9 protein-coding genes and 1 pseudogene are annotated in these 13,416 nt (G+C 51.1%); 7 read left to right on the plus strand and 3 right to left on the minus strand.

Translation table 11 applies throughout. The features are described from left to right. Positions 1–375: 375 nt before the first annotated feature. Both B9P82_RS00155 and B9P82_RS00160 read left to right on the plus strand, forming a co-directional pair. Positions 376–1,254: a hypothetical protein gene (locus B9P82_RS00155; RefSeq protein ID WP_101699760.1), complete on the plus strand. Its 879-nt coding sequence runs from the start codon at positions 376–378 to the stop codon at positions 1,252–1,254. Continuing rightward, the gene (locus B9P82_RS00160; RefSeq protein WP_101699761.1) at positions 1,254–1,658 is read left to right on the plus strand and encodes a hypothetical protein; all 405 of its coding nucleotides are present in this window, start codon (positions 1,254–1,256) and stop codon (positions 1,656–1,658) included. Before B9P82_RS00155 ends, B9P82_RS00160 begins: the two co-directional genes overlap by 1 nt. 436 nt (positions 1,659–2,094) lie before the next feature. Here B9P82_RS00160 and torS read toward each other — a convergent pair whose 3' ends face one another. Next, entirely contained in the window at positions 2,095–4,881 is a 2,787-nt protein-coding gene (torS, locus tag B9P82_RS00165; RefSeq protein ID WP_101699762.1) for a TMAO reductase system sensor histidine kinase/response regulator TorS, read from the minus strand. A gap of 82 nt (positions 4,882–4,963) precedes the next feature. On the opposite strand from torS, the gene torT reads away from it, so the two are divergent. Then, on the plus strand, positions 4,964–5,995 hold the full coding sequence (gene torT, locus B9P82_RS00170) for a TMAO reductase system periplasmic protein TorT (RefSeq protein ID WP_047358039.1): 1,032 nt from the start codon (positions 4,964–4,966) through the stop codon (positions 5,993–5,995). Here the strand turns inward: torT and torR are convergent. Next, a complete protein-coding gene (torR, locus tag B9P82_RS00175) occupies positions 5,968–6,660 on the minus strand; it encodes a two-component system response regulator TorR (RefSeq protein WP_101699763.1) in 693 nt (230 codons plus the stop codon). The genes torT and torR overlap by 28 nt on opposite strands. 131 nt (positions 6,661–6,791) lie before the next feature. On the opposite strand from torR, the gene torC reads away from it, so the two are divergent. The 3 genes and pseudogenes from torC (at position 6,792) to torD (ending at position 11,110) form a co-directional block, all read left to right on the plus strand. Then, positions 6,792–7,970 carry a pentaheme c-type cytochrome TorC gene (gene torC / locus B9P82_RS00180; protein WP_016152138.1) on the plus strand — a complete coding sequence of 393 codons (1,179 nt, stop codon included), beginning with the start codon at positions 6,792–6,794 and terminating at the stop codon, positions 7,968–7,970. Then, a pseudogene (gene torA / locus B9P82_RS00185) lies at positions 7,960–10,499 on the plus strand (trimethylamine-N-oxide reductase TorA). The gene torC and the pseudogene torA overlap by 11 nt, the downstream one beginning before the upstream one ends. Further along, positions 10,496–11,110 (plus strand): molecular chaperone TorD, encoded by a 615-nt coding sequence (gene torD, locus B9P82_RS00190; protein ID WP_101699764.1) that lies wholly within the window; start codon positions 10,496–10,498, stop codon positions 11,108–11,110. The pseudogene torA and the gene torD overlap by 4 nt, the downstream one beginning before the upstream one ends. A 240-nt stretch (positions 11,111–11,350) precedes the next feature. Here torD and uspF read toward each other — a convergent pair whose 3' ends face one another. Next, on the minus strand, positions 11,351–11,779 hold the full coding sequence (uspF, locus tag B9P82_RS00195) for a universal stress protein UspF (protein WP_003021923.1): 429 nt from the start codon (positions 11,777–11,779) through the stop codon (positions 11,351–11,353). A gap of 528 nt (positions 11,780–12,307) precedes the next feature. Between uspF and B9P82_RS00200 the strand changes: the two genes are divergently transcribed. Beyond that, positions 12,308–13,402, plus strand: a complete 1,095-nt coding sequence (locus B9P82_RS00200; RefSeq protein ID WP_016155916.1) for a NapC/NirT family cytochrome c — start codon at positions 12,308–12,310, stop codon at positions 13,400–13,402. Positions 13,403–13,416: the final 14 nt, after the last annotated feature.

Below are 13,416 nucleotides of genomic sequence, written 5' to 3' on the forward strand. Positions count from 1 at the left end.
CTATTACGTCGTCATTTCTGACTCTTCCATTTATTAATTTTTCTTTGATTAAGTTATTTCTTCTGTCTGTAGCCATGTCTGTGTAGTACTTAAGGCACTGACATATAACAAGCATCATCATGATTGTGAAGAACAATGCAATGCTGAATTTTATGTTTTCGAACGGCGGCATTCCTTCCTGTAGCCACATGTTAAAGATTAAAACTATAAGTAAAGAAGAAAGAAAAATTGTTATAGCACTAAACGAGGATAAAAGTATTTTTGCAACAGCAACTGACAGATTGTTCATATACAACTCCGTTTAATATTATTAACTAATAACACCACTATATATCAATATTAGGTGGTTTTTGTTGCCCAAATCCCGGAGGATAAATGGCACTTACACTTTTAGCCGCCAACAATGCACAAACCGTGCTCGCATCTGGCATTAACTCAACTGCAACGACACTAACAGTTAATACCGGAACAGGAAATTTATTTCCATCTCCAGTTGCTGGTACAAGCTTTTTTAAATTAACACTTGTCGACTCGGCTACTGGATTGCTTACTGAGATTGTTCATGTCACCGCAAGGACAGGGGACACCATGACAATTGAAAGGGGTCAGGAAGGTACTATACCAAGAGCGTGGTCAGCGAATGACATTTTGGCGAACATGATGACGGCCGGAACGCTGTCATACATTCTTGGTAACTTCCAGCCTCTTGATCCTACATTGACGGCGTTATCCGCATTGGTAGGGGTTGCAAATAAACTTCCGTATTTCAACGGGGATGATACTGCTGATTTGGCCGACCTAACTCAGGTAGGTAGGGACATTATCGGAAAGGGTGATATTGCTGATGTTATCCAATATCTAGGCTTGGGGGACGCGGCATCTAGGGACGTAGGAACCGGCACAAACCAGATCCCAGACATGAGTACTTTCACATACTCCACTTCTGGAGGGATCAGCATTTACCGATTTCCTAATAGGATGTGCGTTCAGCGAGGTAATAGCAGCACAGATTCATCGGGTGGTGCTGTTGTTTCGCTACCCGTTGCAATGACTGAGTTTACTCCAATTATTGTTGAGGGACTGGTTAGTAACTGGACAGGTACAGGGAATGTCTATGATTTCTTTACTGTTTATGGAGCGCAGGGGACCACAACAACCACGTTTCTGGCTAAATCCGCTTCTTATAGAGGCATTGATGGAAAATTCATTGCGCAGTCCACAAACTTCAACTGGATAGCAATAGGGACAATTTAATGAATACGTTTGTATATAGCGCTTCGCAAAATGCATTCTGGTTCTCAGACAGTCCATCCAAGCCATCGGATTCTGTTGTTGTGGAAATGGAAATTTTCAACGAGTACTCGGTGACGCCAAAGAATGGAAAGAAAAGAGTGGCCGGATCAAACGGCTTGCCGACATGGGAAGATGACATCCCAACGCAACCGTCAGATTCTGAGCTATACGATGCAGAACTTGCTGAAATTAACAATCAATACGAAACAGACAAAGCCACGCTTGCAAGTGCATACCTTAACGCCGGTCTTTTTGATGTCGTTACTGAAGAGCAAAAGAAAGCAGATATTTACGCACGGCTAACAACGCTCAATAACAAGTATGACGCGGATATTGCAGCGCTTGATGAGAAATATGGAGGTTAGAGAATGAAAGAAGTTAATGCAGTAACCGAGATCCCAGAAATCTGCCCGCGGTGTGGGGCTATCGGAACAGTGACAATCATCACTAAGACGATCGGAGGAGTAGTGAAGTATTACTACAAGTGCTCAGCTTGCAATTATCAGTGGGCCGTTCCGCAGCAGTAATAAGCAACGGGGCATGGATGTGGCAAAAAATTAGCGCAAAACAACTCAAAACCTCGGGAGGTGGTGATTCGTCTTGCGCTAATATTCTGTGTGGGTTGGGACGAATTTGGGACTGTCAGGAGTTTATACTTATTGTCATGTGTTGCTAACTTTTATCATCATGGGACTTGTGAGCGCAGTGATGATGCTGTAATTGCTGTACTTGATAGTAGTTCTAGGAACTTCTAAGCCGTAGGTCGTAGGTTCGAATCCTACAGGGCGTACCATTTCAACGTCACTTCTGATGTTCAGCTTCTGCTAATCGCGACAAATTTTCTTTTGCCAACCACATTTCCACTTCTGTAAGACTTAGTTGTACTTCCTCTCTGAGTGAAAAATCAGCTAGCGGCTGCTGTTCAAGCGCTGCGCACATCCTGCTGGCGGAACGCATCCCCATGCTGGCGCAGCTGCTTTTTAGCTGATGTGCCAGACGTTTTATCTTCTCGTACTCACATGCTGCGCGCGCTGCGTCAATCTCATCTAATACAGGAAGGGTGTGTTGCTTAAAGAGCGCTAACCATTCGTGCACCTTTTGCCATCCCATTAGCTGGATATCCCCGGCTAATTGCTGGGTATCTAACCGTTGGTCGTCATTTTCTAATGCAACCGGGAGAGGGGCGTTACCGTGCAGATAATGGGTAATGAGCCGACTGAGTTCATCCTGGGGAACCGGTTTTTGAATAACGCCGAGAAACAGGGTGCTGGTTCTTTGGCTTAGCGTTTCGTCGATGACGTGTGCGCTAAAGCCTATTAGCTTTAACGTCGGAAACTCGCGGGTTAACTGTTGCGCCAGCGTGATGCCGTCGATATCCGGAAGATCAAAATCAACCAGCGCGGCATTATACTGGGCGTCTTGCTGCAGTATGGTGAGCGCCGCAGCCGCACTGTCGGCAGCGGTGACCTGGGCGCCATTGAGGGTGAGCATTTCTGTACTGATGCGCTGCGTGAGGGGGTTATCCTCGATTAGCAGTAAGCGTAAACCCTGTAACGATATGGCACGTGGAACGGATTTAGCTACCGGCATCGCGCCAGCCCGTAATGGCAGACGAAGACGAAAGCAGCTTCCGACTCCCGGCGTACTGGTGACGCTCAGTTCTCCCTGCATCGCCTGCGCAAGGCTGGCACTGATAGTGAGTCCAAGCCCGGTCCCCCCACGTTTACCGCTAACCTGAACAAACGGCTGAAAAATATCGCGCTGATGGACAGGGTCAATCCCGCATCCCGTGTCCTCGACCTCAATATACCAGTCCTGATCTTTACATCGGCTACGCAGGGTGATGTGTCCGCGATCGGTAAAGCGCAGCGCGTTGTTTAATAGGTTAGTTATGATTTGCCGAATGCGGCGCGGATCGCCGCGTAGGGAGTCGGGGACATCGTCGGCAAAATCCGTAACCAGCACGACCGGGCGACCCACAACGCGACCGTGCATGAGCTGAAGCGTACTTTCCAGCAAGGGTCTGGGCTCAAAAGGTTCATCGCCGATCGCCACATTTTTTCCGCCCGCTTCGATGGCGGAATAGTCCAGGATATCGTTGAGGATGGTCAGCAGAGACTCGCCAGAGTCGGTGATTGCGCGCAGATTCTCCTGATGCTGCGCCAGAGCGGGATTGTCTGAGAGCAACTGCGCAGTGCCGAGGATCCCATACAGCGGGGTGCGTATCTCATGGCTCATGGCGGCCAGAAACGCCGATTTTGCCTGGTTGGCTTTTTCGGCTTCTGCCCGCGCCTGCCGGTGTTCCGACACCATAGAACGCAGCTCGGCGGTGCGAGCTTTTACCTGAGCGGCCAGATGTTCGCGATGGCTATTAAGGGCGTGAACGCTACCGCGAAAGGCGTCCATTAACCGACCTATGGTATCCAGTTCGCGAACGCCCGCTGTTTCCGGAAATGGGGAGTCAATATCACCTTCAAGCAGACGCTGTAACGCCTGGGTTTGCTGCGCCAACGGGCGCGTGACCGAGCGGTAAACTACGCGCCAAAGAATGAGAATTAACAAGCACAATGACACCGCACCTAACAGCAGCAGCAGCGTTTGCCCGCGCTGGCTGGCCTGTTTGAGATGCGCCAGCCCGGTCTGATTGCGTTGGCCAATGATTTCTACCAACTGACTCACTTCGCTACTGAAACGGGTAAATTGCTCGATATTGTTCTGCGATAAGATCTGTAAGCGGGTGGTGATGTCATTATCCTGACGATACAGGGCCAGCAGATCGACATAACGGCTTATCGAATTTACAGCGCCGGCAACCTGGGTGCGTACCACCGGATCTTCAATGCGTATTTGTCGGCGGTGAAGCACTCTGACGGCGGCATTAAGCTGGGTTTCCAGCGCGGCAAGGTTATTCTGCGCCTGGTTATTCCCCAGATTCATCACCATTTGCTGCACGCGTAGCGCGCTCAGGCGCAGTTCATTCATCTGGTTATAATATTCCAGATCGATATCGATAAGTCTGTCGAGAGCGTGTTCTGCCGCCTGCCCCTGATGGCTCTCAATCAAATCATAAATGCTTGCCTGCGTAGCGCCCGCCGAGGTGGCGGCATTACTGGCCTGACCGCGCGCCATTTCGGCAACGTCGGCGGTAGCCTCAACAATATGTTGGCTGAGCTGTTGCTGCCGATCGCGCAGTTTCAGACGTTCGCCAACCAACTCCCCCTGATGGCTTAACGACTGGGCGATCTCTTTTTCCTGTTGTTCAATGGCCGACGTGTCAAAGCCCTGCTCGCGCAGGGTTTTCAGTAAAGCTGTAATTTTCAGGCTTTGGGCGGTTAACATACGCCCCTGAGCCAGCCACATATTTTCATTATCTGCGGTGGTCAGATTTTGCGCGGAAAACAGTTCCCAGGCGCTGGCTTCGCTGAGCTGGCGCGCCATGTCCATGGTCGGGATCAGCGCCTGGGTATTGGCCTGCTCAACCTGGCTGACAAAACGCAGGTTATACCAGCCTACCAGCGTACTAATGAGGGTCAGTGCCGCCATCAGCCCGAAGCCTATCCACAGTCGTTTGGTCAGAGATAAATTCACTGTCGGGTCGCCACAGATTAAAAAGGTTGAGTCCAAAAGAGGAAAGCAACTAGGATAAAGCCTTATCAATGTTGAGGCTATCATGCGCGTATTGGTTTTCCTGCTTATCACACTTTTTCCCGGCTTAGGTCACGCGACCGGGTCCGCACTGCTGCGCTGGCCGGATACCCAGCAGGCAGTGCCGGAGCCGCTAACGGACGTTACTGCAAACAAAGTCTGGAAACTGTGCGCGCTGTATCCCAGCCTGAAGGATTCCTACTGGCTTTCCGTGAATTACGGCATGCTGGAGGCGGCGAAAAAATACGGCGTAAGCCTGAAGGTGCTTGAGGCGGGAGGGTATCGCCAGTTCGACACGCAAAAATCACAAATCGCTCAATGCCAGCAATGGGGCGCGGATGCCATTTTGTTGGGCAGCAGCACGACGACTTTTCCGGATTTGCAGGCACAGGTTGGCACGCTACCGGTTATCGAGGTGGTGAATGCTATCCATGACGCAACGGTAAAAGCCCGGGTTGGGGTTCCGTGGTTCCAGATGGGTTATCAGCCAGGCCGCTATTTGGTTAAGTGGAGCGCGGGCAAACCGCTAAAGGTCTTATTATTGCCAGGACCTGATGACGCCGGGGGCAGTCGTGAGATGGTGGCCGGGTTCCGTCAGGCGATTGCCGGCAGTCAGGTGCGCATCGTGGATGTGGCGTTGGGCGATAATGATATTGAAATACAGCGTAACCTGTTGCAGGAGATGCTTGAGCGTCACCCGGATGCCGACGTGGTGGCCGGTACAGCAATTGCTGCTGAAGCGGCAATGGGGGAGAAGCGCAATCAGGGCGCGCCGTTAACTGTCGTCTCTTTTTATCTGTCGCATCAGGTATATCGCGGGCTTAAACGCGAAAGAATCATTATGGCTGCCAGCGATCAAATGGTCTGGCAAGGTGAACTGGCGATTCAGCAGGCTATCAGAGTATTACAAGGACAACCGGTGCCGGAAAATATCAGTCCACCGATCCTGGTGCTCACCCCGAAAAATGCCGACAGCCAGCATGTAAAGTGCTCGTTGTCACCCGGCGGATTCCGTCCTGTTTATCTGTATCAGTACACGTCAGCCGCTAAAAAATAACCTTCCCCGTGCTGCGTTACCAGTAAATCAGCACGCAGCTTGTGGCGTAAACGGCGGATCAGTACGTCCACGGTGCGTAAGTCCGGATTGTCTACCCGTCGCGCCGACAGCATGCGCAGTAAACGTTCGCGACTGAGAATTTCCCCCGGATTGGTGACAAACGCGACCAGCATTTCATACTCGGCGCGGGTGAGTTTGATTGCCTCTTCGCCCAGTTCCAGAGTATGACGGGAGACGTTCAGACAATACCCGGCAAACTGATAGCAGTTGTCTTTGGCCTCCGGTCGCGCCTCGCGGGCAAGGTCGATACGCCAGAGTAAATTTTTCACTCTCACCACCAGTTCACGTAGCTCTAGCGGCTTGGTGACATAATCATCAGCCCCCATTTCCAGGCCAACGATACGGTCAATTTGGTCACTACGACCCGTGACCAGGATGATCCCCACCGTTGAGCGTTCACGCAGGGCGCGGGTCAGCATTAAGCCATTTTCATCCGGGAGATTGATATCTAACAGAATAAGATCGACAGAGTGTTGTGACATGATTTCACGCAGGCCGGCTCCGCTGGCGGTGACCGAGACGTGATAACCTTCCTGTTCAAAATAAGCCTGTAATCGTGCCTGGGTAACGGGTTCATCCTCAACAATGACAATGTGATGCGACATCCTGGTTGTTGTCTCTTTCTGTTCATATCTGTTCACATTGTGCCGTAAGCCATTCATCCTGACCAGTGTTGCCGTTCACATTTGCGAAATAAGATCCTCTGTAACTAAACCATATATTTACAGGGGCTATTATGCGGAAACTATGGAGGGCGCTGCTCAGACCGAGCGCACGTTGGTCAGTGTTGGCGCTGGTCGTCATCGGGATGGTGGTCGGTATCGCGCTGATCGTCTTACCGCACGTTGGCATTAAATTAACCAGTTCAACCGAATTTTGCGTGAGCTGCCACAGCATGCAGCCGGTTTATGAAGAATATAAACAGTCTGCGCATTTTCAGAATGCCTCCGGGGTGCGCGCAGAGTGTCATGATTGCCACATTCCTTCCGATATCCCTGGCATGGTGAAACGTAAGCTGGAGGCCAGCAACGATATTTACCAGACCTTTGTTGCCCACTCTATTGATACTCCTGAGAAATTCGAAGCCAAACGTGCCGAGCTGGCGGAGCGCGAATGGGCGCGAATGAAGGAGAATAACTCCGCGACCTGTCGTTCCTGTCATAACTATGATGCGATGGATCACGCGAAACAGCACCCTGAAGCTGCGCGTCAGATGAAGATTGCGGCCAAGGACAATCAATCCTGTATTGACTGCCATAAAGGTATTGCGCATCAGCTTCCCGATATGAGCAGCGGTTTCCGCAAGCAGTTTGACCAGTTACGCGCCAACGCAAACGACGATGGCGATACGCTCTATTCCCTGGACATCAAACCTATTTATGCCGCCAAAGGGGATAAAGAACCTGCGGGCTCACTGCTGCCTGCTTCTGAAGTAAAAGTGTTAAAGCGTGACGGCGACTGGCTGCAAATTGAAATTGTGGGCTGGACTGAGAGTAACGGGCGTCAGCGCGTGCTGGCGCAATTGCCAGGTAAACGCATTTTTGTGGCCTCCATTCGTGGCGACATTCAGCAGCACGTGAAAACCCTGGAGCAAACGACCGTCGCGGAAACGAATACGCAGTGGAGCAAGCTGCAGGCCACCGCCTGGATGCAGAAGGGCGATATGGTTAACGACATTAAGCCAATCTGGGCTTATGCCGACTCGCTCTATAACGGAACCTGTAACCAGTGCCACGGCGCACCTGAGAAAGAACACTTTGACGCCAACGGCTGGATTGGCACGTTGAACGGCATGATTGGATTTACCAGTCTGGATAAACGTGAAGAACGTACCTTACTGAAATATCTGCAGATGAATGCCTCTGACACCACGGACAAGCCGCATGGCGATAAGGGAGAAAGCAATGAAAAATAACGATCTCTTTCAGGCATCTCGCCGTCGTTTTCTACTGCAGTTGGGCGGCTTGACCGTCGCCGGTATGTTAGGACCTTCGCTGCTCACACCGCGCAGCGCCAACGCTGCAGAGGTGCAGGGAACTGGCGTCAAAGAGGGGATCCTGACCGGATCTCACTGGGGGGCAATCCGCGCCACCGTGGTTGATGGGCGTTTTATTGAAGCCAAACCGTTTGAGCGTGATAAGTACCCGTCAAAAATGATCGCCGGACTGCCGGACCACGTGCATGGCGGGGCGCGTATTCGCTATCCAATGGTCCGCGTCGACTGGTTGCGTAAACGCCATCAGAGCGATACCACGCAGCGTGGAGATAACCGCTTTGTGCGCGTTTCGTGGGATGAAGCGCTGGACTTCTTCTATCAGGAGCTGGAGCGAATTCAGAAGACCTATGGCCCGAGCGCGCTGCTGACGGCCAGCGGTTGGCAATCAACCGGCATGTTCCATAACGCCTCGGGGATGCTGGCGCGCGCCATTGCGCTGCACGGCAACAGCGTAAGTACCGGGGGCGACTATTCCACTGGTGCAGCCCAGGTGATTCTGCCGCGCGTGGTCGGGTCAATGGAGGTATATGAACAGCAAACCTCATGGCCGCTGGTGCTGAAAAACAGCAAAACGATTGTGCTGTGGGGTTCCGACCTGATTAAAAACCAGCAGGCGAACTGGTGGTGCCCGGATCATGATGTTTATGAATACTACGAACAACTGAAAGAAAAAGTGGCGCGCGGCGAGATCTCGGTTATCAGTGTTGATCCGGTCATAACCTCGACGCACGACTACCTGGGCCGCGACAAGGTTAAACACGTCGCCGTGAATCCGCAGGCCGATGTGCCGCTACAGCTGGCGCTGGCGCACACGCTTTATACCGAGAAGCTCTACGATAAGCATTTTCTCGATAACTACTGCGTAGGGTTTGAGCATTTCTGCCTTATCTGCTGGGGGAAAGTGACGGACAGCCTAAAGATGCCCAGTGGGCGGAAAAAATATGCGGGATTGATGCCGATACGATTCGTGAACTGGCGCGGCAAATGGCGGGCGGAAGAACGCAGATTATTGCCGGCTGGTGCGTCCAGCGTATGCAGCACGGGGAACAGTGGGCGTGGATGATCGTGGTGCTGGCCTCAATGCTTGGACAAATCGGCTTACCCGGCGGTGGCTTCGGCTTTGGCTGGCACTACAACGGCGCGGGCACGCCAAGCCGCAAAGGGATTATCCTGAGCGGTTTTTCTGGCTCCACCACCGTACCTCCTGTGCATGACAGCACTGATTATAAGGGGTACAGCAGCACCATCCCGATCGCGCGTTTTATCGATGCGATTCTTGAGCCGGGTAAACAAATTAACTGGAACGGCAAAACCGTCAAGTTGCCGCCATTGAAGATGTGCGTTTTTGCCGGGACCAACCCTTTCCATCGTCACCAGCAGATCAATCGTATTATTGAGGGCTGGCGTAAGCTGGAAACCGTTATCGCCATCGATAATCAGTGGACCTCGACCTGTCGATTCGCTGACATCGTATTGCCCGCGACGACCCAGTTTGAGCGTAACGATCTTGACCAGTATGGCAACCACTCCAACCGCGGCATTATCGCCATGAAACAGTTGGTGCAGCCGCAATTTGAAGCACGTAATGATTTCGATATTTTCCGCGATCTCTGCCGCCGCTTTAATCGTGAAGAAGCCTTTACCGAAGGGTTGGATGAGATGGGGTGGCTGAAACGGATCTGGCAGGAAGGAAGCCAGCAGGGGAAAGGGCGCGGCGTTCATCTCCCCGCTTTTGACGTTTTCTGGAATCAGCAAGAGTACGTTGAATTCGAACATCCGCAGATGTTTGTACGTCATCAGGCATTCCGTGAAGACCCCGATCTTGAGCCGCTGGGCACGCCGAGCGGATTGATCGAAATTTTCTCGAAAACCATTGCCGGTATGCAGTATGACGACTGCCAGGGGCATCCGATGTGGTTTGAGAAAATCGAACGCTCACATGGTGGACCCGGGTCGCAGCGTTGGCCACTGCATCTGCAATCTGTTCACCCTGATTTCCGTCTGCACTCGCAGCTTTGTGAATCTGAAGCGCTGCGTAAGCATTATGCGGTAAGTGGTAAAGAGCCGGTGTTTATCAACCCGCAGGATGCCAGCGTCAGGGGGATTCGCAACGGTGATATTGTCCGTGTGTTTAACGCACGTGGACAAGTACTGGCCGGGGCGGTTGTCTCCGATCTCTACTCGCCAGGCGTGGCGCGTATTCATGAAGGTGCCTGGTACGACCCTGATAACGGCGGAGAAACTGGGGCGCTGTGTAAATACGGCAATCCAAACGTATTAACAATCGATATCGGCACGTCTCAACTGGCGCAGGCGACCAGCGCTCATACTACGCTGGTGGAAATTGAGAAATATACCGGCAAGGTGGATAACGTGACGGCGTTTAGCGGCCCGATAAAAATGGTGGCGCAGTGCGAATATGTTCCGGCGGAGAAGGTATCGTCATGATAAAACACTCTTCCCTTACAACAGAACAGATGGCCTGCGTTTACGCCTGGCTGGCGCAGTTGTTTTCCCGGGAACGGGACGATGACAGCCTGGCACTTTTGCAGTCCAGCGAAATGGCTGAGTGGTTCGCGGTGCTAAAAGGTGAACCGTCGCTTGAAGCGGAAGTCCTTCAGCTGGAGGAGAAAATTGCTGCGCTTCAGGTGCGTGAGGACTCAACCCTCGAACTGGCGGCTGATTTTTGTAGCCTGTTTCTGATGTCGGAAAAACACGCGGCGTTACCCTATGCGTCGGCCCATCTTGAAGGAGGGCCGAATTACGGGGTCATTAAACGATTGTTAGCCGATGCTGGCATGCAGGTAAGCGAAACGTTTAGCGAGTCAGCCGATCATCTGGCAATTTTTATCGAACTGCTGAGTCATCTGCATTTTTCTCTGGGAGAGTCCGGGCTTAGCCGCCAGCGTATTGATGCGCTGCGCAGAGAAACGCTGGCGGGGCTGTTACGCTGGTTACCGGAATTCACCGCCAAATGCCGCCGCTATGATGACTTTGGTTTCTACGGTGCGCTGAGTCAGCTGTTGCTAGCACTGGTCAGACTGGATATTCAGAACTGAGTGATGGCCTAAGCCACAGAACACCGAGAATACATTCGCTCTAATGCTTGCCATTTTAACGAAAATGAATGGGCGTAATGAGTAACTGAGAGTGGGACATCCGGAGGCAATGAATCTGTTGCCTCCGGTATATTGCTACATTTACCGCTGAGGTGAACGCAACCCTGAGCAAACATCACATGTGCTCAATAATGCTTAACCTATAAACGTTAGTGCAAATTCGCCCCCATTTTGACCCTATCACCGCACAACCAGCACGGGACATTTTGCATGGCGTACTACGGCAGCCGCCGTTGAACCCAGCAGATAAGTGCTAAAACCAGGCTTATGTGAGGCAATAACAATAAGCTCAGCGTCAACCGCCTCCGCCAGTTTGAGGATCTGATCCTTCGGCGGGCCGTAAACGACGTGAGTCTGACTCCTGCCTGCAGGAATATTGAACTGCTTAATAATCTCTTCGAGTTTTTCGCTGGCCTTGGCCTGCAGACCGCTTCTGTCCGGGAATTCTGTTGAGTAGGCCAGCCCCAGCGAGGCATAGAACGGAACGGTAGGAATAACGGCTAAAAAGTGGACCTTAGCGGTTTTGGCATGCGCCTGGACCTGTGGAACAACATGGCGGGTTAAATCGGTTTCAGAGATATCAATGGGTACCAGAATTGAGCGATACATATTCACTACCTCCTGTTTGTTTACCTCTACCCAGAGTGTAGCGAAAATCGAATCTGTATAATAAGTGACCAGATCAAGGTTGCATGCATAAATGCGCGTCAATGATAGGTGTGTGTCACAACTCTTGTCGTGAATGTATATCTGAGCACAACCACAAGAGGGGTATCTTCATTAATACGTGTTATCTCGTAATAGAAAAGGGTTCGTTTTTATGTTTTTTCATTGTATATTTTATTATATAGCGACTATTGCCAAGGGCATAATTTTAATGCCATTCAGCACTCATCAAACTTTTATTCTGACGTTTCCATAATTAATGGTTAATTAAACCTTGGATTTGGTTTAATTATCTGAATTTAAAAAGGTATTTTATATTTAATTTCGTTCGTATTAATTATGCGAGCGCCTTCAAACTTACCCACATGCTGATTCTCATTTCCCTCTGCGTTTGATGAATATCAATAAGTAGCCGCGTTAGGGTAATTATTGTCTACCCATTAAAGGGTATTCATCTTGTGGGAATAAAAGATGAGAAAAATAAATAAAACCATCCTCGGGACGATGCTGCTGTGCATTGTTCTTGGTGCTGTTATCGTTTTGGCAGGGCAATGGACGTTGCACAAAACCTCAAGCACGGAATTCTGTTTGTCGTGTCATACGATGCAGGCACCGTATGAGGAATATACCGGTTCGGTTCACTTTCAGAATCAGAAAGGTATTCGTGCAGAGTGTGCTGATTGTCATATCCCCCAGGGCGGCCTGGATTATCTGGTGGCTAAACTGCGGGCCTCAAAAGATGTTTATCATCAGTTCATAACCAAAAAAATCGATACCCCAGAAAAATTTGAAGAACACCGTCTGGAGATGGCGCAAACCGTCTGGGCACAGCTAAAAGCGAGCGATTCTGCGACCTGCCGTAGCTGTCACAGCATGGACGCGATGGATCTTGCCGCACAAAGCGCGGAGGCCCAGAAAATGCACAAAATGGGCATTGAGGAAAAGCAAACCTGTATTGATTGCCACAAAGGCGTCGCCCATTTCCCACCTGAAATAAAAATGGATGACAGCGCGCTCAAAGGGCTTGAAGCGCAGTCCGCCTCCACCCCTGCTTCGGCAACAGAGCTTTATGCCGTAAGCAACACCGCGCTGGGCGATTTGGGAACCGTTTACCCGGCAACAAAAATGCAGGTTCTGAAAACAACGGACAATACGCGACAGGTCGAGATTCGCGGTAGCCAGATGCAGGGAAATGAACAGGTCATTTACTACGCGGCAGGACAGCGTTTGATTCTTGCCAGCCTGAGTGAAAAAGGTCAGCAATCGCTGAAGATCCTCTCCGACTGGAAAAAAGATGATTACGGCAATGTGTGGCGAGATGTCGTGCTGCAGGGTGAATGGAGCGGTTCCGCTCTCGCCAGCCGTGAACCGATGTGGGATTACGCACGCAAACTCGACAATGTGTACTGCGCGGGCTGCCATGCGCCAATTCCGGCGAATCATTTCACGCTCAACGCCTGGCCTTCAGTAGCAAAAGGGATGGGCGCTCGCACCAATATCAGTGAAAACGAACTGGATATCCTGAGCCGTTACTTCCAGTACAACGCTAAAGACATGAACAAATAAGCGATAAATCAGGA

Source organism: Citrobacter sp. L55, assembly GCF_002850715.1.
Classification (GTDB): domain Bacteria; phylum Pseudomonadota; class Gammaproteobacteria; order Enterobacterales; family Enterobacteriaceae; genus Citrobacter; species Citrobacter braakii.

Excerpts from the sequence above, each read along its gene's own strand:
- uspF (WP_003021923.1), bottom strand. The coding sequence starts at position 11,779 with ATGTATCGCTCAATTCTGGTACCCATTGATATCTCTGAAACCGATTTA.
- B9P82_RS00155 (WP_101699760.1), top strand. The coding sequence starts at position 376 with ATGGCACTTACACTTTTAGCCGCCAACAATGCACAAACCGTGCTCGCA.
- B9P82_RS00160 (WP_101699761.1), top strand. The coding sequence starts at position 1,254 with ATGAATACGTTTGTATATAGCGCTTCGCAAAATGCATTCTGGTTCTCA.
- B9P82_RS00200 (WP_016155916.1), top strand. The coding sequence starts at position 12,308 with ATGAGAAAAATAAATAAAACCATCCTCGGGACGATGCTGCTGTGCATT.
- torD (WP_101699764.1), top strand. The coding sequence starts at position 10,496 with ATGATAAAACACTCTTCCCTTACAACAGAACAGATGGCCTGCGTTTAC.
- torC (WP_016152138.1), top strand. The coding sequence starts at position 6,792 with ATGCGGAAACTATGGAGGGCGCTGCTCAGACCGAGCGCACGTTGGTCA.
- torT (WP_047358039.1), top strand. The coding sequence starts at position 4,964 with ATGCGCGTATTGGTTTTCCTGCTTATCACACTTTTTCCCGGCTTAGGT.
- torR (WP_101699763.1), bottom strand. The coding sequence starts at position 6,660 with ATGTCGCATCACATTGTCATTGTTGAGGATGAACCCGTTACCCAGGCA.